This is a genomic window from Campylobacteraceae bacterium, from assembly GCA_013215945.1.
GTDB lineage: Bacteria > Campylobacterota > Campylobacteria > Campylobacterales > Arcobacteraceae > NORP36.
Genome location: JABSOM010000006.1, coordinates 192,540 through 217,567 on the forward strand (window position 1 = coordinate 192,540; position 25,028 = coordinate 217,567).

The window sequence follows — 25,028 nt, forward strand, 5'->3', positions numbered from 1 at the left end:
AAAATAAAACGCTTTTGCGTTTTATTTATTGTCTAGTAAACTTAAATAATATTCGATTTCACTTTCATTTAAAATCTTAATAATATTGGTAGAGCCAGGCATTCCAACTGGATATCCAACTGTTGCTACATAAGGTCCTTTTTTATCTAATAAACCTTTTGATTCTAAAGAAGCTAACATTTTCGCTAACATTTTTGAAGATTTTCCTTCTTTAATTGTAGCAATTGGGTTAACACCCCAAGAAATAGCTAAAGAAGTCAATACTCTTTTTTTATGTGAGAAAGCATAAAGAGGAGTTCTTGGTCGGTATCTTGACATTCTTAAAGCACTTTGTCCAGAAGAAGTAAGTGCTAAAATTCCTTTGGCATGAATATCATCTGCTAATTTCGTAGCTGTTGCTTGAATAACATCAAAATGATCTAAATAATCCATTTTATACTGTTTTTCATAATTATATATTTCTTCTGTTTTTCTAATAATATTACTCATAGTCTCAACAACATTAACAGGATCATCTCCAATAGCACTCTCTTCCGAAAGCATAACAACATCCGTGCCATCTAAAACAGCATTAGCAACATCTGAAATTTCTGCTCGTGTTGCTCTTTCATTTGTTGTCATTGATAATAACATTTGAGTTGCTGTAATAACAGGTTTAGAAACAGCATTTCCTTTTTTAATTAGTGTCTTTTGAATAGTAGGTACATCGTAATAAGGAACTTCAATACCTAAATCTCCCCTAGCAACCATAAGTCCATCACTTGCTTCTAAAATTTCATCAATATTTTCAACTGCATCAAATTTTTCAATTTTTGCAATTAATTTCCCATTGTAACCATTTAATAGTTTACGTGCCTGCAGCATATCTTCTTTATTTTGTACAAAAGAAATTGCAAAATAATCAACTTTATTTTCAACTCCCCAAGCAATATCAATTTTATCTTTGGCAGTAATTACATCAATATCAATAATAGTATTAGGAAAGTTAATTCCTTTTCTTGAACCCAATGTTCCATTGTTTTCGATGTTTGCAACGATTTTTTCACCCGTTTGTACTACTTTAGCTCTAATAGTTCCATCGTATAAATAAATAAACTCATTTACTTTTACTTTGTCTAATAAATCAGGGTAGTTTAATGAAACAACATATTCATTTGATGATTTTTGGAAACCAACAATATCTTCTTTTACAAAAGTGATGGTATCGCCTTTTAAAAGGCTGAAGTTTTCTTTAATATCTCCAATTCTAACTTTTGGTCCTGAGATATCTTGTAAGATTCCAACAACAGTATCACAATTTTTCATTGCAGTTCTGATATTTGCTAGGGTTTGAGAATGATACTCGTGAGTTCCATGAGAGAAATTTAATCTAAACATGTTTGCACCTGCTTTAATTAATCCCTCAATTATTTCAACTGTATCACTTTTTGGTCCTAGTGTTGCTAGTATTTTAGTTTTTTTTGACATTTATTTTCCTTAATATTTATTCAAAAATTAATAATTACTTTTGTTTTTACTATGGCATATTTATAAAAACTTCTCTTGTTTTGTAGAATTCTTTGCAAATGTGCCAGTAAAACAAATTTATAAAGTAAGAACATTTTAAAATTTGATATGACATTATAACAAATTTTACTTACATCTTGATTACATATCTTTTGTGATAAAATACTTTATGATTAAATTTAGTGAATATTTCCATTCTTGGCTCTATGAAAAAGATGGTTATTACGGCTCTTATAAAACAATTGGAAAAGAAGGAGATTTTTATACTTCAGTTTCTACTTCTTCTTTTTTTGGTGGTGCAATTGCTTTAGATATTATAAAAACAATAAAAGAAGGACGATTAGATAAAAATTCTTCTATTGTTGAAATTGGTGCACACCATGGTTATTTGTTAGCAGATATTATTCAATTTATTTATACTCTGGAGCCTAAATTATTAGATACCTTAAACTTTGTTATTGTTGAACGTTTCGATACTTTGCAAGAACAGCAAAAAAAATACCTAGAAGAATCTTTTAATAAAACGATCAAACTATCTTTTTGTAAAGATATTAAAGAGCTCAAGCTCCCAAGTGCTTATATTCTTGCGAATGAGATATTCGATGCTTTTGCCTGTGAATTAGTCTTCACAAAAGATAAGATTTTACAGCAAGCTTTCGTAAAAGATCACAAAATACATTTTATAACATGTAAAAATAAAGCGTTAATAGAACATTGTAAAAAATATAATATTACAAAAGGTGAAGTTTGTTTGACTTATGAAGATTTTATAAATACCTTAAATCAGAATATTAAGCACTATGACTTTCTCACTTTTGATTATGGAGATAAACACATAAGAAATGATTTTTCATCTCGTATTTATAAAAAACATGAAGTTCATCCTCTTTTTGAAGAGAATATAAAATTAAATAACTTCTACAAAAAAAGTGACTTAACTTATGATGTACATTTTAATCATTTAATCAATTTATTTTCCAAAGATTCTTCTTGCGAAACAGAATTTAAAACACAAATGAAAGCACTTATTGATTTTGGAATCTTGGATTTATTAGAAATGCTTAAAGAGCATACAAATGACGACGTTTATTTACGTGAAGTGCAAAAAGTAAAAACACTTATAGAACCAACTGGGATGGGAGATAGATTTAAGATGTTAAAAGTATCTAAATATTCTTAAATCTTTTATTTTATTTCTAAGTTCTCATACTCTTCATCAGTAAAAATACGCGATACGGTAATAAACTGATATCCTAAATCAATCTCAAGAGAAAAAGAATTTCCAAAAGCGGTTTCTTTTCTTACATCTACTGTAATATGAGAATGTTTAAAATACTCAAATTGATCTTTGTCTATAAAAAATTCTATCCCACAAATCTCACCTAGTTTTACATTTCGTGAGGGTACATGAAAATCACTCTTAGCATAACACATAGGTGCAGTTCCATCACAGCAACCACCACTTTGATTAAATACTAAATCAGTATTTTCTTCTTTTAATTTTTCAATTACAAGAGCTGCTGCTTCTGTAACATCTAATCGTGAAGTAAACATAATTTATCCTTTTATTTAGTTTAGCAAAAAAAATGCATAGAATAAATTCTATGCATTTAAATATTTTCTTTAAGTCTAAAAGAAACCAAGTGCATCTTTAGAATAAGACGTTAAAATATTTTTAGTATGTCTGTAAGAATTTAACATCATCATATGTGTTTCACGCCCAATTCCTGATTTTTTATATCCCCCAAAAGAAGCATGAGATGGATATAAATGATAACAATTCACCCAAACTCTTCCAGCCTCAATTCCTCTTGAGAATTTATGCAATTGATGAGCATCTCTTGACCAAACACCAGACCCCAATCCATAAATAGTATCATTTGCAATTTCAAGCGCTTCATCTTCTGTTTTAAACGTAGTAACTGCTAAAACTGGTCCAAAAATTTCTTCTTGGAAGATTCTCATTTTATTATGACCTTTAAAAATTGTAGGTTGAATATAATTACCATTGGGATGGGTTTTATTATCATAAGCTTCACCTCCAATTAATAACTCAGCCCCTTCTTCTTTTCCAATTTTAATATAAGAAAGAATTTTTTCTTGTTGCGCTTTTGAACATTGAGCTCCCATTTTTGTTGTAGTATCCAGTGGGTTTTCCATAGTAATTGCTTCAATTCGTTCTAAACATCTTTTCATAAAAGGTTCATAAATTGATTCTTGAATTAAAGCACGTGAAGGAGCAGTACACACTTCTCCTGAGTTAAAAGCAAACAGTACTAAACCTTCAATTGCTTTATCAAAAAAGGCATCATCTTTATCCATAATTGATTCTAAAAAGATATTAGGTGATTTTCCACCAAGTTCCAGTGTTGAAGGAATAATATTTTCTGTTGCATATTGCATAATTAATTGACCCGTAGAAGTCTCACCTGTAAATCCTACTTTTTTGATATCAGGATGTGTGCTCAAGTGTTTACCAATTTTTCCACCCGCACCATTAATAATATTAACCAAACCAGCAGGTAATATATCTTGAATAGTTTCCATTAACATTAATATTGACATAGGAGTGGATGAAGCAGGTTTTAAAACTACCGCATTTCCAGCAGCTAAAGCAGGTGCAATTTTCCATGCAGCCATAAGTAAAGGAAAATTCCATGGAATAATTTGAGCAACTACACCTAAGGGCTCATATACTTCTTGAGAAATAGTATTTTCATCTAAATCACTTACAGAGCCACTCTCACCACGAATTACTGAAGCAAAATATCTAAAATGATCCACAACCAAAGGTACATCAGCAGCCAACGTTTCTCTTATTGCTTTACCATTGTCCAAGGTATCAGCAATTGCCAGATTTTCTAAATTGGCTTCAATTGCATCTGCAATTTTATTAAGCATTGTTGATCGCTCAACTACCGTGCTGTGTTTATACGATTCAAAAGCTTTTACTCCAGCTGCAACTGCTAAATCAACATCTGCTTCATTTGATCTTGGAATTCTAGTTAATACTTCTCCATCAACAGGAGAAATATTGTCAAAATATTCTCCACTTAAGGGAGCCACCCATTCTCCTCCGATAAAGTTTTCGAATTGTTCTTTGTATTGTGGTTTAGTATATACCATTTGTAATCCTTTAATTTTTTGTATATGACAGCTTACATTTATTTTATAGCATGAATATAGCCGCAATATAGCGTGAATATAGCATTTAATATTATCTGGATTAAGTCCTATAATAGCGTGAACATAGCATCTATATTTTAATTAAAATCGAAAAAAAATGTTAAATATTTATGTTACAATCAAACATGAAAACATTTCTGTATACCTTTAATAACAATAATCTAAACAATTTAATTCCTTATAAAAAGTTCAAAGATGAAAAGAATATTTTAGTACAAATTTTTTGTGGCCATAAAGGAAGTACTTTACAACTTATTTCATCTGCTATAAAAGAAAATATTCCTCAAGCTATTTGCATAGGGACCACCACAGATGGAGAAATATCAAATAAAAGAATTTCTACTCTTAAAACTATAATTGCTATTTCGGTATTTAAACATACTCATATAAAAGGTCATTTTCTTGAAGAAGTGGGAAGTACTGATACTGGTTTTAAAATAGCCAAAACATTAAAAACTAATAATACAAAACTTATTATTACTTTTACTGATGGGATTTATACAAATGCAGAAGATTATTTAAAAGGAATAGAACTTTTTGACAAACACTTAATGGTTTGTGGAGGGATGGCAGGAGATAATGGAGTTTTTAAAAAAACGCATGTATGTTTAGGTGATAAAATGATTTCAAAAGGAGTTGTTGCCGTATCTTTAAACTCAGATATATTGGAAGTAAAAAATGCACATAAGTTTGATTGGTTGCCAATTGGAATTGAGCATAGAATTGATAAAGTAGTGGGTAACCGTATTTACGAAATAGGAGGTATGAGCGCCAAAGCATTTTACGAAAAATACCTTGGAGATTCTTTTGCACAAACAGAATATCCTTTAATTGTAAAACGAAAAGGAATAAATATTGCACGTGCAGTACTTACTACTTATGATGATGGTTCTTTGGGTTGTGCGGGGAACTTGTATGAAGGGGATATGGTACACCTAGGGTTTGCAAATGCTGAAATGCTGATGCAGAATCCCATTGAATACCTTGAGCATATTAATACGTTTAAAGCAGAAACAATTTTTATTTATTCTTGCATGGCAAGGCGAAGATATATGCCAAATTTAATTAAAATAGAGACTGAACCCTTTGCAAGAATTGCTACAACTGCTGGTTTTTTTACGTATGCAGAGTTTTATCATAATAATGACCACAATGAACTTTTAAATCAAACATTAACGCTCGTTGCCCTTACGGAAAATCAAAATATAGAAACCATGAATGTGAGCCCTCTTAAAAGAAAAATGGGTCTTAATCAAAGTGCTTTTATGAACACAACTAAATCTCTCACCTCTTTAATTCAACAAAGCACCAAAGATTATAAAGAACAATCTTTTAAATTACAAGAAGAGAAAAACTATTCACAACACTTACTTAAATCACAAAAACAATTTTTGCGTCATGCTGTACATGAGACAAATACTCCATTAAGTGTTATTATGTCTAATATTGAGCTTTTTGAGATGGAAAATGGAAAAAATAAATATTTAAAAAATATTGAAGTTGCCATGAAAAATATCTTTTCAATTTATGATGATTTGTCCTATTTGGTTAAAAAAGATCAAATAGAATATAAAAAACATCCTATTGATTTAGTTGATTATATAAGAGCTCGCAGTGATTTTTTTGAAGAAGTTGCGAATAAAAACAATTCAAACTTTATATTTACAGCTCAAAACCCTAGCATGTTTATTTATTTTAATGAAACAAAACTTCAACGAATAATTGATAATAACCTAACAAATGCTATAAAGTATTCTTACGAAAATGAAGATATCAAGCTCACATTAACAGAAGAAAAAAACACATACACGTTTTTAGTTTCATCTTATTCAAGACAAATAATTCATCCAGAAAAAATATTTGAAGAATATTACAGAGAAGAAAAATCACAAGAAGGTTTTGGTTTAGGATTAAATTTAGTTAAACGAATTTGTGATGAAGAAAATGTAGAGATACATCTAAAATCAAATGAATTTCAAACTTCATTTGCTTATGTATTTAAAAAAGGCGAACAATGAAAATACTCTTATTAGAAGATGACATTATGTTAAATGAGGCTATTAAACAGTATTTAGAAACCATAGGGCATGCGATACATTCAGTAAAAGAAGGAAATCACTGCCTTGATGTTTTAGAAAAAGAACGTTTTGATTTACTTATTTTAGATATTAATGTACCCAATATTGATGGTTTGTCTATTTTAGAAAAACTGCATGAAGAAAAAAGAATGGTACCCACTATTTTTATTTCAGCTTTAATTGATATAGAAGATATTAGCAGAGCATTTGATATAGGCTGTCATGATTATTTAAAAAAACCTTTTCATTTAAAAGAATTAAATATTAGAATTAATAAAATTCTTCAAACCAGACAAGTACCTATGCATCACAAAAGATTATCACGATCCTATAGTTTTGATAATGAAACAATGACTTTATATTTTGATAATGAACCAAAGATATTACCAAAAAGACAGGTACAAATCATTCAATTATTAAGTAATAATAGATCTCTTGTTGTTAATTACGATATGTTTAGAGATTATGTTTGGGACGATGATTTTATTGATAATGCCACTATTAGAGCAGAAGTAAACCGCGTAAAAAAAGTTCTTAAAGAAGATTTCATTATCAATATTAGAGGTATAGGTTATATGGTTGAGAGACCAAAATAAATCAAGGAGTAATTTTTCTCACCTTTTAAGTATAAAACTTTAGCATTCTGTCTTTATTAAAAAAGACAAAAAATATTTTGCTATTTTAGAAAGAATATTTTATTCTTCTTAATCTTCAAATTATCATCCTTACTTATCTCATAATAATTTAAATAATCACATTTGCGAACTTTTGTTCATTAAGCGAACTTTAATTTTATCCATGTTACTATTTTCGTACAAATGTTCGTAAAATAGTAAAAGGCTTAAAATGATGTATTCTTCAATTCCTTATATGCAAATTCGTGGAGGAAGTTCAAAAGGTATTTTTTTTAACAAAAAAGATTTACCAATAGATGAGAAAGAAAGAAATGAGATTATTTTAAGCATAGTAGGACGAGATAAAAATCAAATAGATGGTTTAGGTGGGGGAAATCCACTTACATCAAAAGTTGCTATTGTTTCAAAATCTACAAAAATAAATTGTGATATTGACTATTTATTTATTCAAGTTGTTCTTGGTGAAAATAAAGTAGATACATCTCCTAATTGTGGGAATATCCTATCCGGGGTAGGTGCTTTTTGTATAGAAGAAGGTTTAATTAAAGCCCAAGATAAAGAGACTTGTATTGTAATTAATATGATAAATAGTAATACACTTTGTGAACTTATAATACAAACACCAAATAAAAAACTAAGTTTTGAAGGATCAGCTAGTATTGATGGAGTAGAAGGAAGTAGCTCTCCTATTATTTGCAATTATCAAAATATTGCAGGTTCGCTTTGTGGTTCTTTATTTCCTACGGGGAAGAAAATAGATGTAATTAATGGCATTGAAGTCACTTGTATTGATAATGGAATGCCTGTTGTTTTAATCAAAGCTACTTCTTTTGGAAAAACTGCTTATGAGTCATGTGATGAATTAGAACAAGATTTAGAATTTAAAAAAAAACTAGAAAAACTTAGATTAGAAGCAGGAAAAATGATGAACTTAGGAGACGTAAGTTCTAAGGTCATTCCTAAAATGACCTTATTATCAAAAGCAAAAAACAAAGGACATATAAATACTAGAACCTTTATTCCTCATGCTTGCCACAGTGCTATTGGTGTTTTAGGTGCAGTTTCAGTAGCCAGTGCTTGTTTATTTGAGCAATGCATTACAAAAGACTTTGTGAATACATCAAAAGAATTAGTACAAAAAATATCTGTAGAACATCCTTCTGGTGAGTTCAGTGTTGAACTTACTTGTATAGAAAAAAACAATGAATTAGAAATAACAAAAGCTGGTTTATTACGAACAGCAAGAATAATTAGTAAGGGTATATGCTACCCCCATAGAGAAATTTTACAGTAAAAAAGGAAATAATTTTGGAAAAAAAAACTTGTTTAGCACCTATTAGGAATACAAAAATACCCAAGTATAAAACAATGAAAAATGCATGTGATGCACATTGCCATGTTTTTGGGCCAAGAGAGATATTCCCTTATTCTCAAAAAGCAAGTTATTGGCCACCTGATACCTCAGAAGAACAATTAAGAAAAATGCACGATACTATTGGTATACAACGAGCTGTTTTAGTACAAGCATCTTGTCATGGCACCGATAATAGCGCGATGCTTGATGCTATATCTAAAAATCCTGCAAGATATAAGGGTGTTTGTATTGCAGATGGCAGTTTTACCAAAGAAGATTTCAAATATTTAGATGACAACGGAGTTAAAGGTGTTCGTTTTAATTTTGTACAGCATTTAGGCGGAGCTCCTGATTTAATAATGATGGAAGAAGTCATTAAAAAAGTCATTCCTTTAGGCTGGCACTTAGTTATACATGTCAATGCGGAAGATATTATTACTTATGCTGATTTTTTTGAAAAATTTGACTTACCTATTATTGTAGATCATATGGGAAGAGTGCCAACGAATAAAGGAGTTGAACAAAAAGCCTATCAAATTCTTTGTGAATTTATGAAAAAACCCAATTGGTGGGTTAAGATTTCTGGTGCTGAAAGAATAGCTGTTAGTCCTCCTTTTTATGATGCAATTGTTTATGCTCAAGGCTTAGTTGCTATTGCATCTGATAGAATTCTTTGGGGGACAGATTGCCCCCATCCAAATATAAAAGAACATATGCCAAATGATGCCGATTTATTAGATTTATTTCCTTTAATGGTGCCAGATCTTAAATTACAAAAACAAATACTTGTTGATAATCCAGCAAGACTTTATGGATGGGAGAACTAAAAATGTTAAGAGAACAAGTACTGGGAGTTGCTGTTAAACAAATCAACAGAGCCCCTAAGAAACAAATTGAAAGATTAGAAACACTTGGAAGCGCAACAGTTCATGAAGCCCAAAAAAGAGTAGGACAATTAGAACCTAGCTTAAAGCCTGTTTTTCAAGGCGCTAGAATTGCAGGTTCTGCAATTACTGTTTTATTACAACCAGGGGATAACTGGATGTTACATGTTGCTATGGAACTAGCACAGCCTGGTGATATTATTATTGCTTCTTGTACCACTTCAAATACAGATGGTTTTTTTGGGGATTTACTTGCATCTTCTGCTCTTGCACAAGGTGTAAAAGGTTTAATTATTGAAGGTGGAGTTAGAGATACAAGAGATTTAAAAGAGATGAACTTTCCTGTTTGGTCAAAAGCAATTTCTATTAGAGGAACTGTTAAAAATACTCTGGGCTCTGTAAATGTTCCTATTATTTGTGCAGGACAGCAAATCAATCCAGGTGATATAGTAATTGCTGATGATGATGGAATTTGTGTAGTTCCTTATGAAAACGCAAAAATTGTAGCTGATGCAGGAGAAAAAAGAGAAACTTATGAGAGTGAAAAAAGAGAAGAGTTTGATAAGGGTGTTTTAGGTTTAGATTTATACAAAATGAGAGAACCTTTAAAAAAAGCAGGGTTTAAATATTTTGAAACAAATGAAGATTTAAAGAATAGCATTTAAAAGCAACACCTTTCTTTCTTTAGGATTTTGTTACTTTTAATTGGAATTTATTTCCAATGTTAAAAAGTAAACATTAATAAAGTGGTCCCTTTAAAAATGGGATATTTTTCAAGGAGAAATATATGATTATTGATTGTCATGGACATTATACAACAGCGCCAAAAGAATTAACAGATTATAGAGATAAACAAAAAAATGAGTTAAAAAACGATCCATTAATTAAACACTTAAAAGGTGAGATTAATATAACAGATGAGCAATTGAAAGAAAGTATTGTAAATAATCAACTAAAACTTCAAACCCAAAGAGGAAGTGATTTAACAATCTTTTCTCCAAGAGCTAGCAGAATGGAACACCATATAGGTAACTTATCCACAAGTATTGCATGGACAGAACATTGTAATGATTTAATAGGAAGAATTGTGGGACTTTTCCCTAAAAACTTTGTAGGTGTTGCCCAACTTCCTCAATCCCAAGGAGAAAGTTTAGAAGCTAGTATTAAAGAGTTAGAAAGATGTGTTAATGACTTAGGTTTTATTGGCTTGAATTTAAATCCAGATCCTTCAGGCGGATATTTTAATGATGTTCCACCCTTAGATGATAAATATTGGTATCCTTTATATGAAAAAATGGTTGAACTTGAAGTGCCTGCTATGATTCATGTAAGTGGCTGTTGTAATGATACTTTTCATGCTACCTCATCTTATTATTTAGGTGCAGATACCACAGCTTTTACTCAACTATTTATGAGCAAAACTCTTTTTAAAGATTTTCCAAGTTTAAAATTTATCATTCCACACGGCGGTGGAGCAGTTCCTTATCATTGGGGTAGATATAGAGGATTTACTGATATGTTAGCCTTAGATCATATAGATAAAATTATAGAAAACAATATCTATTTTGATACCTGTGTTTACCATCAAGAAGGCATTGATTTACTAGTAGATGTAGTTCCTACAAAAAACATTTTATTTGCTTCTGAAATGATTGGAGCTGTACGTGGAATTGATCCACAAACGGGACATTATTTTGATGATACAAAAAGGTATATCACAGATGCTAAAATCTCTGATGAAAAAAAGAAAATGATTTTTGAAGATAATATTAGGACAGTATTTCCAAGAATTAATGCCCATATTAAAAAATACTGTAAATAAGAAAGGTTTTAAATGAGAGATTATGATGATATTCCAGGTACCTATGTTTTTGATATAGCAATGTCACAAAAAGGTTATGCCTTAAATAAATTTTGTGAAACATTAAACAGAGAAGAAGGAAGAAAGCAGTTTTTAAATAATCAAGATGAATATTTAAAAACGTTTAATATGAGCAAGGAACAAATCCAAGCAGTTAAAGACAGAGATATTAACCAAATGTTATCTCTTGGAGGAAATATTTATTATGTGTTTAAAATCGCGGCTGTTTTAGGACATTCAATGCAAGCAGTAGGAGCAATGATGTCAGAAGAAGGTTTTTCAGAGAAAGATTTTCAAGAAATGATGATAAATGGCGGTCGTTCAATAGAAGGAAATCGCTCAAAGAAGGAGAATAAAAATGGCTAAAATTATTGGAGGTCTTGGGACTTCTCATATTCCAACGATTGGAAAAGTAATTGATAACAATGAAATGCATGGGCCTTATTGGGAACCTTTCATAAAAGGAATACAACCTGCACGTGACTGGATGAAAAAGAATAAACCCGATGTTTGCATTATTATCTACAACGACCATGGTTCAAATTTTTCTTTAAAAGATGTTATTCCTTTTGGAATTGGAATGGGTGAAAAGTTTTTGCCTGCTGATGAAGGATATGGAAGAAGACAAGTTCCCACATGTGAAGGGCACCCTGCTTTGTCTGCTCATATTGCAGAATCTTTAATATTTGATGAATTTGATATTGTTTTATCCAATGAATTAGATGTTGACCACGGATTAACTGTGCCTTTATCCATTATGTATGATCAACCAAAAGCCTGGCCCTGTAAAGTGATTCCTATTTATGTAGGAGTGGTGCAATACCCACAACCTCGTGGAAACAGATGTTACAACTTAGGAAAAGCCATACGAAAAGCAGTCGATTCTTTTCCCGAAGATATAAATATTGCCATTTTAGGAACAGGTGGATTATCCCATCAACTTCAAGGTCAAAGAGCTGGTTTAATAAATCAAGATTATGACAAAAAATGGTTAGATGGTTTTGTAAATACACCCTTAATTACAAAAGATATTTCTCATACTGAGCTTATAAGAGAAGCTGGTAGTGAGGGAATTGAAGCCATTATGTGGTTAGTAATGAGAGGTGCTATGGATGAAGAAGTAGTAGAAACTTATAGATTCATGCATACACCCGTTTCAAATACGAACTATAGTTTAATCATTCTAGAAAATAAAAAGGAGAAATAATATGAAAATATGTGTTATTGGTAATGGTGCTTTTGGAAAAAAACATCTGGACGCTTTAAAATGTATAGACGATGTAGAAGTTGTCTGTTTAGTGGGTGCAAGAGAAGAAAGTACTAAAAAAGTGGCAAAAGATTTTGATGTTCCTTTTTACACTACTTCTTTAGAAGAAGCATTAAAAATGGATTTTGATGCAGCTATTATTGCAAGTCCTACACAAATACATGCACAACAAGCAATTGCTGTAATGGAAGCAGGAAAACATGTCATGGTAGAAATCCCAATGGCCGATTCACTAGAAGATGCACAAGCTATTGTAGATACTCAAAAAAGAACCGGAATGGTGGCTATGGCTGGTCATACAAGAAGATTTAATCCTTCTCACCAGTATATACATACTAAAATACAAAAGGGCGAATTAAGTATCCAACAAATGGATGTTCAAACCTATTTCTTTAGACGTACAAATACGAATGCTTTAGGAGAAAAGCGTTCATGGACTGATCATTTATTATGGCATCACGCTTGCCATACGGTTGATTTATTTGCTTACCAAACAGGGGAAGAAATCACACAAGTACAAGCTATGCAAGGCCCAATTCATAAAGAACTAGGTATTTCTTTGGATATGAGTATAGGTTTGAAAACAGCCTCAGGAAAACTATGTACCTTGTCTCTTTCTTTTAATAATGATGGGCCCTTTGGCACGTTTTTTAGATATATCTGTGATAAAGGAACTTATTTGGCAAGATACGATGATTTATTTAATGGGAAAGATGAGCAAATTGATGTCTCTAAAATAGCTGTTTCAATGAATGGTATTGAATTGCAAGACAGAGAATTTATAACAGCGATTAAAGAAAAACGTGAGCCAAATGCCAGTGTGCAACAAGCTCTTGCGGCAATGAAGATCTTAGACTTATGTGAAAAAGAATTACAAAAGTAATTTAACAAAAAAAGGATAGAAAATGAAAAATGTATTAACAAAAAGCGCTATTTTATTAGCAAGTTCTCTTATTTTAACAGGTTCATTATTTGCAAAAGAAAAGGTTGAAGTATTAACTGTGCATCACTTTTTAAGTCCTAAAGCTCCTGCTCATACTAAATTATTAATGCCATGGGCTAAAAAAATAGAAGAAATGTCAAAGGGAAGAATTAAAATTGAACTTTTCCCTTCAATGTCTATGGGTGGAAAACCAAATGAGTTGTATAAACAAGCTAGAAATGGTTCAGCTGATATTGTATGGACAGTTGCAGGTTACACTCCAGGAGTTTTCCCAAGAACTGAAGTTTATGAATTACCAACAGTTCATAGAGGTTCTTCTTTAGCAACATCTATAGCAATTAGAGAAAATTTTGATTTAATTAAAGATGATTTTAAAAAAATTAAACCTTTATTAATTCATACTCATGCAGGAAATGCTTTACATATGGTTGATAAAAGAGTTAGAAATGTATCTGATTTAAAAGGTATGAAATTAAGAACTCCTTCAAGGGTTGGAGCTTGGTTAATTGAAGAACTAGGAGCAGAACCAGTTGGAATGCCAATGCCTGGTTTCCCTCAAGCACTTTCAAAAGGAGCTGTTGATGGTGGATTAATTCCTTTTGAAGTTTTTCCTCCCTTTAAGTTCCATCAATTAACTGAGTTTTCTGCCCAAGGTGCAAATGGGGATAGATTTGGTACATCAGTATTTTTATTATTAATGAACAAAGATAGATTTAGCTCTTTAGATAAAGACTTGCAAGATTTAATTGAAGAAAGTTTCAATATGGATATGGTTAAAAAAATTGGTCAAGTTTGGATGGATGTTGAAAAACCAGGTATGAAAATGCAAGCAGCTTCAAAAAACTCTGAAATAGCAAGATATGATGCAAAAACAATGGCGCAATTTGATGCAGCTGGACAAAAAGTTGTAGAGAGATGGATTAAAGAAGTATCCAAAAAAGGTATTGATGGTGATATGTTAGTTAAAAAAGCGAGAGAAGCTATTATAAGAAATAGTAAATAAAAGGTAAATAATGGAAGCTTTATTAAGAAAAGCCTGCCTTTGGTGGGTTTATTTAGCAGGGGTACTACTATTATTATTAGTACTCGTAACTGTTATTAATATCTCTGCTTTTGGTTTAGACAAGATAGCAAGAATGTATGGTTCTAATGTAGCAGCACTACCAGGATATGAAGATTTTGTACGCTTAATAATTGGCTGTATTGCTTTAATGTTTTTCCCTTGGGCGCAAGCTGAAAGAGGTCATATTGCAGTAGATTTTTTTGCTAACAATTTTTCTTCTGCTTGGCAAAAAAATCTTGATATTTTATGGTTAAGTTTAACCTTGATTTTAGTTATATTTTTAGGAATTTTAATGTTTTTAGGACTACTTGAATCTAGAGATGATGGAGCATTATCAAGTATTTTAGGCTGGATTGAATGGCCTTTTTATATACCTGGTGTACTTTCACTAATTTTATGGGCACTAGTACTTGCCTTTCAGATATTTATTAATAAAGGAGAAAAACTAAATGATTGAAAAAGAACTCATTGGACTTGCAGGAATCATACTGTTTTTTATTTTATTAATACTTAAAGCAAGAGTTGCTTTTGCCATGATATTTGTAGGAATTACAGGAACCTTTGCCCTGTCCTTATCCGTATCATATATTAGATTTGAACCTTATATTTTACAATATAAAAGTCTTTTATGGGAGAACTTAGCTTCTTATGAACTTTCAGTAATACCTTTATTTATTTTAATGGGTGCTTTGGCATCTCAGACAAAACTAGCGCAAGATCTTTTTGTAGGAATGAATGCAATTTTGGGACGCTTTCGTGGGGGACTTTGTATAACAGCTATTGGTTCTTGTGCTGGCTTTGGAGCCGTCTCTGGATCATCTTTAGCAACTGCTTCTACTATGGGAAAAATTGCTTATCCTGAGCTTAAGAAACTTGGTTATTCCCCAAGGTTAGCAACAGGGACATTAGCAGCAGGAGGAACCTTAGGTATTTTAATTCCTCCTTCAGTCGCTTTAATTTTATATGCAATTGTAGTTGAAGCTTCAATTATAGAGATGTTTCAAGCTGCAATTTTACCAGCTGCTATTGCCGTTTCATTTTTTATTCTAGTAATTATGATTCAAGTGAAATTAAAACCAGAATTAGCACCTTTAGGGCCAAAACTTACAAAAGAGGAAAGAAATACAGCTCTTTTACGTTTAATTCCTGTAGTTGTAACCTTTGGTTCAATTATTTTAGGACTTGGTCTTGGTCTCTTTACACCAACCCCAGCAGCTGCTGCTGGAGTATTTATTATAGGTGTTTATGGATTATTTTTAAGAGTGAAAAATGGTAAAGGTGAAGGTTTAACTTTTGTTAGATTAAAAGATTCTTTAGTTGAGACTGCAACAACAAGTGCTATGTTATATTTTATTTTATTTGGAGCTGAAGTTTTAAAAGGTTTCTTTTCACGTTCAGGTTTACCCCAAGGCATAGCAGAATGGGCGATGACTATTCAAGTTAGTCCTTGGTTAGTATTAATTGGAATTTTAGTTATATTTATTATTCTTGGTTTCTTTATGGATTCAATGGCAATGATTTTAGTTGTTATTCCTTTTATATGGCCTGTGTTAATAAATATTAATGGAGGAGAGTATGTTACTGCTTCTTCTTCTGCTTTTGGAATGAATTTAGACGAGTTAAAAATATGGTTTGGGATTTTGTCACTTATAGTAATTGAGTTAGGACTAATAACTCCACCCGTTGGATTAAATGTATTTATAATTTCTAAAATAGCAACTGATGTTCCAATGATAGAAACCTTTAAAGGTGTAATGCCCTTTTTTGGTGTAGAAATTATTAGAATTGCTATTTTATTAATGGCTCCGTGGCTTGTTTTAATAGTACCGCGCATGATGGCAGGATAAATAAAAATAGTGAATTTAAACTGTTTTTTACGTTTTAAGTAAATGTTTTGGTAAGGAATTTAACTTGTCATTTAGAAATTAATTTTTAGGAGAAAAAAATGAGTAATATTGTACATCCAACAGGGCTTTTTGATAATAGCCCAAGAGAGTATAAACATATAACAGCTCTTCCTTTAGCAGCTGCAATGGGTGCGGAAATAAGAGGCGTAGATTTAAGTAATGTTAGTGATGAAGCTTTTACAGAAATTGAAAATGCGCTTTATAGACATAAATTAATATTTTTTAGAGAACAAGATATTTCTTTTACTGATCATGAAAATTTAACACTAAGACTTGGTGAATTTGGAACAGATGCATATACAAAAGGTGTTGTAGGACATGAAAACATTCAGCCTGTTATAAAAGAAGCAACAACTACAACAAAAATGGTATTTGGTTCAGGATGGCACACCGATTCTGCTTTTTTACAACGTCCACCTTCTATTGCTTTAAATTATGGAAAAGACATGCCTCCTTATGGAGGAGATACTATGTTCACGAATACAGTATTAGCCTACAATAGTTTAACACCTGCTATGCAAAAAATGTTAGCTCCTTTAAAAGTTTGGATGAGTGCAAAAAAAGTAGTTTCTGCTATGCAAGCTGAAAAAGCAGCCAAACAAGGTAGTGAAATCACAAAACTTGGAAATATTGAATTAGATGTTGATACCCAACAAATGATTAAAGGTTCTTACCATCCTATAATAAGAACCCACCCAGTAACAGGAGAAAAATCTCTTTATGTTGATGGTACATATGCTAATGGCATTGAAGGAATGAGCGAAGATGAAGCTATGCCAATTATTAATTTCTTGGCAAAATTCATTACACAAGAATCTTTTACCTGTAGATTAAGATGGCAGAGCAAAACATTTATTATGTGGGACAATAGAATTTGTTTACATCAAGCTTTTAATGATTATGAAGGTTATAGACGTGAAATGTATAGGGCTACGGTTCTTGGCGAAAAACCACAGTAAGGAAGAAGAATGGAAGATTTATTTAATAAAAAACTAGATTCTAAAACTTATAGTGATATAGAATGGAAAGCAAGAGTAGATTTAGCACTTGCTTATCGTTTGGTAGATTATTATGGATGGACTACCCAGGTTTATAATCATATTTCATTAAGAATTCCAGGTACTGATCATATTTTAATCAATGCTTTTGGTTTAATGTACAGCGAAATCAAACCTTCTAATTTAGTAAAAATAGATTTAGATGGCAATAAAGTTGATGACAGTCCTTATCCTGTAAATAAAGCAGGTTTTGTTATTCATTCCGCAATTCATAAAGCAAGGCACGATTTAAATTGTGTTATGCACACGCATAATCCAGATACCCAAGCTGTATCTGCATTAAAATGTGGTTTTATTCCTTTAATGCAAGAAGCCTATCAATTTCATGAAAGAATTGGATACCACAAGTTTGAAGGTATTGTTTTAGATGAAAGTGAACAAGACCGTCTTGTAGGAGCGATGGGTACAACTAATCATAGTTTAATGCTTCATAATCATGGAGTAATAACAACAGGTGCTAGTGTGGCATGGGCATTTGTGAGAATGTACCAATTAATTCAAGGCTGTATGGTACAAATAAAAGCCATGAGTACGGGAGAAGAAATTATTCAAGCCTCAAAAGAAGCCATGATTAAAACACGGCATCAATTTGAAAGTGGAGAAGCACAAGCGGGCGCTGAAGTTAGACTTCCTGAATGGCCAGCATATTACAGAATGATGAAAAGAATTGACCCAAATTGGGATACATAAGCAAATATTTAGGAGAAAATAATGGAAAATAAAAAAACACAAGTTGCTATTATAGGAGCTGGTCCTTCTGGTTTGTTATTGGGTTTATTACTAGATAAACAAGGAATAGATAATATCATTTTAGAACGTGTTACAGGAGATTATGTTTTAGGAAGAATTAGAGCAGGTGTTTTGGAACAAGGTTTTGCTAAATTGGTTAGAGAAGCAGGTGCTTCTAAAAGAATGGATGAAGAAGGTGAAGTTCACGACAGTGTTGAATTTGCTTTTAATGATGAAAGAATAGAACTTAAATTAAAAGAATTAACCGGTGAAAGCGTTATTGTATATGGACAAGTTGATATTACGAAAGATATGATGAAAGTAAGAGAAGAAAAAGGCCTAGAAACTGTTTATGAAGCAAGTAAGGTACAACCGCACGATGTTAAAACAGATGCTCCTTATATTACCTATACAAAAGATGGAAAAGAATTCACCCTAGCGTGTGATTATATTGCTGGTTGTGATGGTTTCCATGGAATTTCTAGAAAAAGCATTCCCAATGATGTTAAAACAGAATACGAAAAAGTTTATCCTTTTGGTTGGTTAGGTTTAATGGCTGATGTAAAACCAATTAACACACATCTAATTTATGCTAAAAATGATAGAGGTTTTGCCCTAGCTTCTATGAGATCAAAAACAAGATCAAGATATTATATACAAGTTCCACTTGATGATAAAATTGAAGACTGGAGTGATGATGCTTTTTGGGAAGAGTTCGAAAAAAGGATGCCAAAAAGTGCAAGAAAGAATTTAGTAAAAGGCCCTAGTATTGAAAAAAGCATAGTGCCTACGCGTTCTTTTATTTGTGAACCCTTACAATATGGAAATCTTTTTTTATTAGGTGATGCTGGACATATAGTACCTCCTACAGGAGCAAAAGGTCTGAATCTAGCTGCTTCTGATGTATCTACCTTATATAAGATATTGACAAGAGTCTATAAAGAAGGGGATAAAAAATGCATAGAACAATATTCAGCAATAGCGCTTCGAAGAATTTGGAATGGAGTTAGATTTTCTTGGTGGATGACAGACTTATTGCATAATTTCGATGAAAATAAAGATGCTTTTGACAAAAAAATGGAAGAATCTGAACTTAAATATTTTCTTAATTCAGATGCGGGAAAACAAGTAATTGCAGAACAATATGTAGGTCTTCCTTATGAGGATTTGAAATAAGTTTTTAAAAGCTTGTTTTACCTATACTTACAAAAAAGCTAAGAGGAGATAAATATTGCTAAAAAATATCAATCAAGGTGTATTATACATGCTTATTTCTGCTGTATGCCTTGCTTTAATGGGCGCTTTTGCCAAAGTACTTGCTTCCTCTATGCCAAGTATTGAAATAGTTTTTTTTAGAAATATTATTGGTGTTTTTTTAATAAGTTTAACTTTTTTAAAAAAACCTCTTAAACAAGTAGGTGGAAAACCATGGCTTTTGTTTTTCAGAGCAGCTATTGGTTTATTGGCTATGCTTTCTTTTTTCTACAACCTTGCTAATATCTCCTTAGTTGAGGCCATCACTTATTCTAGGATGTCACCTATATTTACGGCTATCTTTGCACTATGGTTTTTAAGAGAAAAAATTGGGAAAAAGGGATGGTTGGCTATTTTTATAGGTTTTATTGGTATGTTATTCGTAATGCAACCAGAGGGGTTATTTTTTGAAAAGACTCATCTTTTTGGGCTTTTGAATGCTGTTTGTGCTGCATTAGCATTTACAAGTATAAGAGAACTCAAAAAATATTATGATACAAGAAGCATTGTATTAAGTTTTATGGCTATGGGAGTTATTATTCCTTTTTTAGCCATGGGTATTTCTCCTTATTATAAAAGTGATATCTTCTTTTTTATGATGGGAGAATTTATTCTTCCCACTCCTAATCAATGGATATATTTATTAGGAATTGGAATCACTGCTTCATTAGGCCAAATTTATATGACAAAAGCATATGGAGCAAGTAAAGCGGGGCTTGTAGCAGCAGCAGGATACTCAGTTATTATCTTTTCTTTACTTATTGGGCTTATTTTAGGAGATTCTTTACCTAATATATTGGGTTTTATTGGTATTATTACAATAATTAGTGGTGGAGTCTTAATTGCAAAAGAAAAAAATTAAATGTTAAAGTTGGAAACTATGAAAAATGAAACTGAAAATAAAGATATTGTCACTGCGTTTATTAAAGGACTTAATGTAATTAAAGCCTTTAGTTATGAGAATACAAGCATGACTCTATCTGATGTTGCAAAAAAAGTTGATATTACAAGAGCCAGTGCCAGACGTTTATTATTAACATTAGAGTCTTTAGGTTATGTACATCAAGATGGAACATTTTTTTCTCTAACTCCTAAAATTATAGATTTAGGTTATAGTTATTTTGCATCTTTACCATGGACAGACTTAGCACATAAAAATATGAAACATGTAGTAGATGCCTGCAAATTATCTTGTTCAATCTCTATTTTGGATGATTCTAATATTATTTGTATAATGAGAATTCCTGCTACTAGAATTTTAAATGAAGGAATTCACGTAGGGACTAGATTACCAGCACTTTATACCTCAACAGGAAGATTATTCATGGCACATATGGATGATGAAAGTCTAAATAAATATATAAAAGATTCCGTTTTTGTTAAACATACCCAAAAAAGCATTATTGACCCCAAAGTATTATTAGCAAAAATAAGAAAAGACAGGAATAATCCTTATCAAATGGTAGAAGAAGAACTAGAAGATGGTTTATTATCTATTGCTGTTCCTATTTATGGAAGAGAGAATAAATTAATAGGGGCTATGAATATTGGCTCTCATATGAGTTATAAAAATACCCAAGACATTGAAAAAAATGTTCTTCCTATGTTAATTAAAGCAGCAAAAGAGACTTCAGAAGCTATTATTCTTTTACAGCACTAATATTTAATTTTAGAATAAAGCTGTTTTATACTAAGTCATCATATGAAAAATAAATATTTCATATCCTTTTACACATAATCAAGTAAGCTTTTTTACCTACTTAATTATAAGATACTATGAGGAGAACAAGGGTCTTTGAACATAAGGACTAAATTCCCAAGGAATTGCAACAAGTATCAAGATACAGGCCAAGGTAAAATAAATCATTAGTGTTTTGAATTTATTTTTATCCCCTTGGATTCTTTTTGCTTTAAACGAACCTACTGTTATTAAAACAACAGCAATAAGCATTAACAATGAGTGTTCAATAGAAAAATATCTTACTTCTAAATTACTCATTGAGCCTTTCATATCTGCAAAAAACATAGAAGTGATTTCACTGTTATAATATAGAATAAGGCCTGAGATAAACTGTATATGTACAAATGCAACTGAAACATGTGAGAATATTTTATTAAACAAAGTAAAACGTTTATTTGCAAAATATCCATAATATGCCAATGCTAAATTGGCAATAACTCCAAAACATACTAACCAACGCATCCATGAATGGATAAAAATTTCAAGACTGTCCACGTATTTATTCCTTTATAATGAGCTTTATTTTTTGTATTATAGCCATATAAAATGAAAAATACTTTTGCAAAAATATTGTATAGCCCTACAAATAAAAGATATTCAATAATAATTATCAATCTTTTTGTTTTTTATTTACCATTTATTAGTTATTTAGGTGAATAATAATAATATAATTCAATATTATTACATAAAGAGGGATAATGATTAAAAAGTTTTTAAATAAAAAAACATATACGGAAATTGATTTATTAAATGAATTACTCAAACCTCTTTTTAATATAGAAAAACTTGATGAAATTTTTAACAAAACTATAAATATTGATTATTTAAATGAGCAAGAAGAAAGTTTTTTGCATCTTTGTTCTAAAAAGGGCTTAAAAGATTCAATACAGTGGTTACTAAAAAAGGGAGCCTCAACCAATATTACCAATAAAGAAGGTTGCACTGTTCTTTTTTATGCAATACATGCCAATAATATCTCCTTGTTAAATACGCTTATTGAACATGGTGCAAATGTCAATCATCTTAATATTTACAAAAGAAATGTATTGCAAGATACCGTACTTTCTGCAAAAAACAGACTTGTCGATTTTTTAATTGAAAAAACAAAAGATATAAATAACTGTGATACTTATGGTCATAATCTTATATTTGATGCCCTTGCGAATGGTGACATTGATACAATAATTAAAATTACAAAATTAAAGAATCTTAATATTAATCAAAAAAACAATGATGGAAATACTGTTTTACATAAAGAAATAATCTTAAAAAACAATGAATTGGCTATTTTATTAATGGATTTAGGAATGGATCCAACCATTCAAGATAAAAAAGGAAAGAATTTTTTATTTTATGCTGTTTCAAAAGGCATTCAGAATGCAAATATTTTAGAAAAAGCTGTTTCACTTGGCTGTAATATAAACTCAAGATCTGCACAAAACTCCACCATTTTAATGGAATCAATTAACCATTTTTTAAATACCAATATTGAAGATACAAGTACCAGAGCTTCCCATTTAGAAATGATTAAAAAACTTATTGCAAAAGGTGTAAAAATTGATGCTTTAGACGACCAAAATGAAACTGCTTTTTTTAAAGCAACAAGAAGTGAAAATAAAGACTTAATTGAATTATTTATATCCAGTAGAAAAATAGATATTAATCATCAAAATATTAAGGGAGAAAGTGTTTTATTTTCTTTAATCTATAAAGGTTTAAATAATCTGGAATTAATAAAAATGTATTTAAACAAAATGGCCAATCCTAATATTGTAAATAAAGAGGGCAAGAGTATTATTGAAATACTAATTGATATCATTCTTCATGTACAAAATAATAAAAAAATCACCAAAGAATTAGAAAATCAGCTGCATGATAATGGAGAGTATTTTACTGTTTTATTAGAAATATTATCTGCTTCAAAAGTAGATTTAAATCAAAAAAACTCTTTAGGAAAACCTTTATTTTTTGATACTCTTATGCATTTTAATTATTCTTTATTTAAAATTTTTAGAGACAATGAACAAAATATAAATGCAAAAGATAAAGAAGGCAGAAATATAATTTTTAATCTTTTAGAACTTGACCTAAAAAGTGGTATCAAAAACAGAGATGAATATCTAGAAACACTTCAGAATCTCTTTAACTTAGGTGTTAATATCAATGAAAAAGACAATATTGGAGATACCGCTTTACATAAAGCAGTTACTAGATCCTGTGAATATACCGTTAAATTATTACTTGAAGCGAAACCTAATTTTTTTGCTATTGATAAAAAAGGCCGAAGTATTATTCATCAATGTATTTGGAAAGACAATTCACGCTACTTTAAACTCATTCATTCCTACAATAATGAAATTATTAATATAACAGATAGTTTTGGAGTAAGACCCATTAATTATGCTGCATTTATGGGAAAACGGGTTCTTGTATTAGATATGATAAATGCAGGTGCTCTAATTAACAACGATACTGAAAAAACGAAGGATATTCTTAAATTCTTTGAAAAATTTCATAAGAATATTCTCAATATTCAAAAAAATCTCTCTTCAGCTGCACATAAAAGAAACCTACAAATCTTAGCAACAACAATGATTAAAGAATTTAATATCAAAGAAGAAAGTAAGCAATAATTAATCTTTTGCTATACTAAACAAAAAAAGATTTTTACATGAATATTGAAGTTTTAATCACCTACGCTTTTGTTTCGTTTTTTTATGTCATTAGTCCAGGCCCTGCTGTTTTTTTAGCTTTACATAATGGTATGACTTATGATTTAAAAGTCCTAAGTATTTCTTCTTTTGCTAATATTTGTGCTTTATTTATTTTATCAGCTGTTTCTATTTCTGGATTAGGGGTAATTTTAGCAACTTCTTCGTCTTTATTTATGGGTGTTAAAATTGTTGGTGCTTTATACTTACTGTATTTAGGAGTAAAACAATTTAGAAATGCCAAAAAAAGTAAAATTATAAAAGAAGATAAAAAAGACAAAAAAGAACATTCTTCTTTGCATTATTTTTTGGAAGCCTTTATTTTAGCAATTACTAATCCCAAACCTATAATATTTTTTATTGCTTTGTTTCCTCAGTTTTTAAATTTACAAAGTGAAATTTTGCCTCAGTTTTTTGTCATGACAGGTATTTTTATGTTTTTTTCTTTTATTTCTTTATTTGCTTATGGTTACATGGCTAAAAAAGCAAAACATTTATTCAATAACGAAAGAAAAATGGCATGGTTCCATAGAGTTACTGGGGGCATCTTTATTGCTTTAGGTATAGCCTTACTACAATTAAAATCGGTATAACAAAACAAGCCTTAATTTTTTCCTGAAGATAAACAATAGCAATATCTGGATTGTTCCTTCTTCATTTTTTTGTTATACTGCACAAAATACAAAAATATAATTAATACAAAACTTTATTTGATAGTTTTATTCCTATATTATGTATTACAATTATTCACAAAAAGATTTCATTATATTAAAAAGGATTTCACCCATGAGTTACATAACAAGCAAAACACTACAAGAAGCAGATGCAGAAGTATTTTCATTTATAGAAGA

Annotated in this window: 24 protein-coding genes; 20 read left to right on the plus strand and 4 right to left on the minus strand. The window is 30.6% G+C overall.

The window, feature by feature from the left end:
• Positions 1-21 precede the first annotated feature (21 nt).
• A complete protein-coding gene (gene pyk, locus HRT41_08225) occupies positions 22-1,467 on the minus strand; it encodes a pyruvate kinase (protein NQY24009.1) in 1,446 nt (481 codons plus the stop codon).
• Positions 1,468-1,675: 208 nt separating this feature from the next.
• On the opposite strand from pyk, the gene HRT41_08230 reads away from it, so the two are divergent.
• Complete coding sequence (locus HRT41_08230; protein NQY24010.1) at positions 1,676-2,686, plus strand: SAM-dependent methyltransferase; 1,011 nt, start codon at positions 1,676-1,678, stop codon at positions 2,684-2,686.
• A gap of 5 nt (positions 2,687-2,691) precedes the next feature.
• On the opposite strand, the gene HRT41_08235 is transcribed toward HRT41_08230, so the two are convergent.
• Positions 2,692-3,060, minus strand: coding sequence for a DUF779 domain-containing protein (locus HRT41_08235; protein ID NQY24011.1), 369 nt, complete (start codon positions 3,058-3,060; stop codon positions 2,692-2,694).
• Positions 3,061-3,135: 75 nt separating this feature from the next.
• Positions 3,136-4,632, minus strand: a complete 1,497-nt coding sequence (locus tag HRT41_08240; protein NQY24012.1) for an aldehyde dehydrogenase — start codon at positions 4,630-4,632, stop codon at positions 3,136-3,138.
• Between the two features lie 185 nt (positions 4,633-4,817).
• Here HRT41_08240 and HRT41_08245 point away from each other — a divergent pair, with 185 nt between their 5' ends.
• From HRT41_08245 to HRT41_08325, 17 genes are all read left to right on the plus strand, one after another.
• A complete protein-coding gene (locus tag HRT41_08245) occupies positions 4,818-6,710 on the plus strand; it encodes an FIST C-terminal domain-containing protein (protein NQY24013.1) in 1,893 nt (630 codons plus the stop codon).
• On the plus strand, positions 6,707-7,366 hold the full coding sequence (locus HRT41_08250; GenBank protein NQY24014.1) for a response regulator transcription factor: 660 nt from the start codon (positions 6,707-6,709) through the stop codon (positions 7,364-7,366). The genes HRT41_08245 and HRT41_08250 overlap by 4 nt, the downstream gene beginning before the upstream one ends.
• Before the next feature lie 253 nt (positions 7,367-7,619).
• Positions 7,620-8,699 (plus strand): 4-oxalomesaconate tautomerase, encoded by a 1,080-nt coding sequence (locus HRT41_08255; protein NQY24015.1) that lies wholly within the window; start codon positions 7,620-7,622, stop codon positions 8,697-8,699.
• 14 nt (positions 8,700-8,713) lie between these two features.
• Positions 8,714-9,586 carry an amidohydrolase family protein gene (locus HRT41_08260; GenBank protein ID NQY24016.1) on the plus strand — a complete coding sequence of 291 codons (873 nt, stop codon included), beginning with the start codon at positions 8,714-8,716 and terminating at the stop codon, positions 9,584-9,586.
• 2 nt (positions 9,587-9,588) lie between these two features.
• On the plus strand, positions 9,589-10,308 hold the full coding sequence (gene ligK / locus HRT41_08265) for a 4-carboxy-4-hydroxy-2-oxoadipate aldolase/oxaloacetate decarboxylase (protein ID NQY24017.1): 720 nt from the start codon (positions 9,589-9,591) through the stop codon (positions 10,306-10,308).
• Between the two features lie 122 nt (positions 10,309-10,430).
• Complete coding sequence (locus tag HRT41_08270; GenBank protein NQY24018.1) at positions 10,431-11,465, plus strand: amidohydrolase; 1,035 nt, start codon at positions 10,431-10,433, stop codon at positions 11,463-11,465.
• A gap of 12 nt (positions 11,466-11,477) precedes the next feature.
• Positions 11,478-11,870 (plus strand): protocatechuate 4,5-dioxygenase subunit alpha, encoded by a 393-nt coding sequence (ligA, locus tag HRT41_08275; GenBank protein ID NQY24019.1) that lies wholly within the window; start codon positions 11,478-11,480, stop codon positions 11,868-11,870.
• Positions 11,863-12,711, plus strand: coding sequence for a protocatechuate 3,4-dioxygenase (locus HRT41_08280; GenBank protein NQY24020.1), 849 nt, complete (start codon positions 11,863-11,865; stop codon positions 12,709-12,711). Before ligA ends, HRT41_08280 begins: the two co-directional genes overlap by 8 nt.
• Position 12,712: 1 nt before the next feature.
• A complete protein-coding gene (locus HRT41_08285) occupies positions 12,713-13,654 on the plus strand; it encodes a Gfo/Idh/MocA family oxidoreductase (GenBank protein NQY24021.1) in 942 nt (313 codons plus the stop codon).
• Between the two features lie 22 nt (positions 13,655-13,676).
• On the plus strand, positions 13,677-14,717 hold the full coding sequence (locus HRT41_08290) for a TRAP transporter substrate-binding protein (protein ID NQY24022.1): 1,041 nt from the start codon (positions 13,677-13,679) through the stop codon (positions 14,715-14,717).
• A gap of 10 nt (positions 14,718-14,727) precedes the next feature.
• On the plus strand, positions 14,728-15,234 hold the full coding sequence (locus HRT41_08295; GenBank protein NQY24023.1) for a TRAP transporter small permease: 507 nt from the start codon (positions 14,728-14,730) through the stop codon (positions 15,232-15,234).
• A complete protein-coding gene (locus HRT41_08300; protein NQY24024.1) occupies positions 15,227-16,624 on the plus strand; it encodes a TRAP transporter large permease in 1,398 nt (465 codons plus the stop codon). The genes HRT41_08295 and HRT41_08300 overlap by 8 nt, the downstream gene beginning before the upstream one ends.
• Before the next feature lie 98 nt (positions 16,625-16,722).
• The gene (locus HRT41_08305) at positions 16,723-17,643 is read left to right on the plus strand and encodes a TauD/TfdA family dioxygenase (protein ID NQY24025.1); all 921 of its coding nucleotides are present in this window, start codon (positions 16,723-16,725) and stop codon (positions 17,641-17,643) included.
• A 9-nt stretch (positions 17,644-17,652) separates the two neighbouring features.
• Positions 17,653-18,432 carry a class II aldolase/adducin family protein gene (locus tag HRT41_08310; GenBank protein NQY24026.1) on the plus strand — a complete coding sequence of 260 codons (780 nt, stop codon included), beginning with the start codon at positions 17,653-17,655 and terminating at the stop codon, positions 18,430-18,432.
• A 21-nt stretch (positions 18,433-18,453) separates the two neighbouring features.
• Positions 18,454-19,647, plus strand: a complete 1,194-nt coding sequence (gene pobA / locus HRT41_08315) for a 4-hydroxybenzoate 3-monooxygenase (GenBank protein ID NQY24027.1) — start codon at positions 18,454-18,456, stop codon at positions 19,645-19,647.
• Positions 19,648-19,735: 88 nt separating this feature from the next.
• Complete coding sequence (locus HRT41_08320; GenBank protein ID NQY24028.1) at positions 19,736-20,587, plus strand: DMT family transporter; 852 nt, start codon at positions 19,736-19,738, stop codon at positions 20,585-20,587.
• On the plus strand, positions 20,588-21,385 hold the full coding sequence (locus tag HRT41_08325) for a helix-turn-helix domain-containing protein (protein ID NQY24029.1): 798 nt from the start codon (positions 20,588-20,590) through the stop codon (positions 21,383-21,385).
• 114 nt (positions 21,386-21,499) lie between these two features.
• Here HRT41_08325 and HRT41_08330 read toward each other — a convergent pair whose 3' ends face one another.
• The gene (locus tag HRT41_08330; GenBank protein ID NQY24030.1) at positions 21,500-21,961 is read right to left on the minus strand and encodes a hypothetical protein; all 462 of its coding nucleotides are present in this window, start codon (positions 21,959-21,961) and stop codon (positions 21,500-21,502) included.
• Between the two features lie 203 nt (positions 21,962-22,164).
• Here HRT41_08330 and HRT41_08335 point away from each other — a divergent pair, with 203 nt between their 5' ends.
• Together HRT41_08335 and HRT41_08340 are read left to right on the plus strand one after the other, a co-directional pair.
• Positions 22,165-24,099 carry an ankyrin repeat domain-containing protein gene (locus HRT41_08335; protein ID NQY24031.1) on the plus strand — a complete coding sequence of 645 codons (1,935 nt, stop codon included), beginning with the start codon at positions 22,165-22,167 and terminating at the stop codon, positions 24,097-24,099.
• A 38-nt stretch (positions 24,100-24,137) separates the two neighbouring features.
• On the plus strand, positions 24,138-24,770 hold the full coding sequence (locus HRT41_08340) for a LysE family translocator (protein NQY24032.1): 633 nt from the start codon (positions 24,138-24,140) through the stop codon (positions 24,768-24,770).
• The last annotated feature ends 258 nt before the right edge of the window (positions 24,771-25,028 follow it).

What these genes read in the sequence shown, in the direction of transcription:
- pyk (NQY24009.1), bottom strand. Translation starts at nt 1,467, where the DNA reads ATGTCAAAAAAAACTAAAATACTAGCAACACTAGGACCAAAAAGTGAT.
- HRT41_08230 (NQY24010.1), top strand. Translation starts at nt 1,676, where the DNA reads ATGATTAAATTTAGTGAATATTTCCATTCTTGGCTCTATGAAAAAGAT.
- HRT41_08235 (NQY24011.1), bottom strand. Translation starts at nt 3,060, where the DNA reads ATGTTTACTTCACGATTAGATGTTACAGAAGCAGCAGCTCTTGTAATT.
- HRT41_08240 (NQY24012.1), bottom strand. Translation starts at nt 4,632, where the DNA reads ATGGTATATACTAAACCACAATACAAAGAACAATTCGAAAACTTTATC.
- HRT41_08245 (NQY24013.1), top strand. Translation starts at nt 4,818, where the DNA reads ATGAAAACATTTCTGTATACCTTTAATAACAATAATCTAAACAATTTA.
- HRT41_08250 (NQY24014.1), top strand. Translation starts at nt 6,707, where the DNA reads ATGAAAATACTCTTATTAGAAGATGACATTATGTTAAATGAGGCTATT.
- HRT41_08255 (NQY24015.1), top strand. Translation starts at nt 7,620, where the DNA reads ATGTATTCTTCAATTCCTTATATGCAAATTCGTGGAGGAAGTTCAAAA.
- ligK (NQY24017.1), top strand. Translation starts at nt 9,589, where the DNA reads ATGTTAAGAGAACAAGTACTGGGAGTTGCTGTTAAACAAATCAACAGA.
- HRT41_08270 (NQY24018.1), top strand. Translation starts at nt 10,431, where the DNA reads ATGATTATTGATTGTCATGGACATTATACAACAGCGCCAAAAGAATTA.
- ligA (NQY24019.1), top strand. Translation starts at nt 11,478, where the DNA reads ATGAGAGATTATGATGATATTCCAGGTACCTATGTTTTTGATATAGCA.
- HRT41_08280 (NQY24020.1), top strand. Translation starts at nt 11,863, where the DNA reads ATGGCTAAAATTATTGGAGGTCTTGGGACTTCTCATATTCCAACGATT.
- HRT41_08285 (NQY24021.1), top strand. Translation starts at nt 12,713, where the DNA reads ATGAAAATATGTGTTATTGGTAATGGTGCTTTTGGAAAAAAACATCTG.
- HRT41_08290 (NQY24022.1), top strand. Translation starts at nt 13,677, where the DNA reads ATGAAAAATGTATTAACAAAAAGCGCTATTTTATTAGCAAGTTCTCTT.
- HRT41_08295 (NQY24023.1), top strand. Translation starts at nt 14,728, where the DNA reads ATGGAAGCTTTATTAAGAAAAGCCTGCCTTTGGTGGGTTTATTTAGCA.
- HRT41_08300 (NQY24024.1), top strand. Translation starts at nt 15,227, where the DNA reads ATGATTGAAAAAGAACTCATTGGACTTGCAGGAATCATACTGTTTTTT.
- HRT41_08305 (NQY24025.1), top strand. Translation starts at nt 16,723, where the DNA reads ATGAGTAATATTGTACATCCAACAGGGCTTTTTGATAATAGCCCAAGA.
- HRT41_08310 (NQY24026.1), top strand. Translation starts at nt 17,653, where the DNA reads ATGGAAGATTTATTTAATAAAAAACTAGATTCTAAAACTTATAGTGAT.
- pobA (NQY24027.1), top strand. Translation starts at nt 18,454, where the DNA reads ATGGAAAATAAAAAAACACAAGTTGCTATTATAGGAGCTGGTCCTTCT.
- HRT41_08320 (NQY24028.1), top strand. Translation starts at nt 19,736, where the DNA reads ATGCTTATTTCTGCTGTATGCCTTGCTTTAATGGGCGCTTTTGCCAAA.
- HRT41_08325 (NQY24029.1), top strand. Translation starts at nt 20,588, where the DNA reads ATGTTAAAGTTGGAAACTATGAAAAATGAAACTGAAAATAAAGATATT.
- HRT41_08335 (NQY24031.1), top strand. Translation starts at nt 22,165, where the DNA reads ATGATTAAAAAGTTTTTAAATAAAAAAACATATACGGAAATTGATTTA.
- HRT41_08340 (NQY24032.1), top strand. Translation starts at nt 24,138, where the DNA reads ATGAATATTGAAGTTTTAATCACCTACGCTTTTGTTTCGTTTTTTTAT.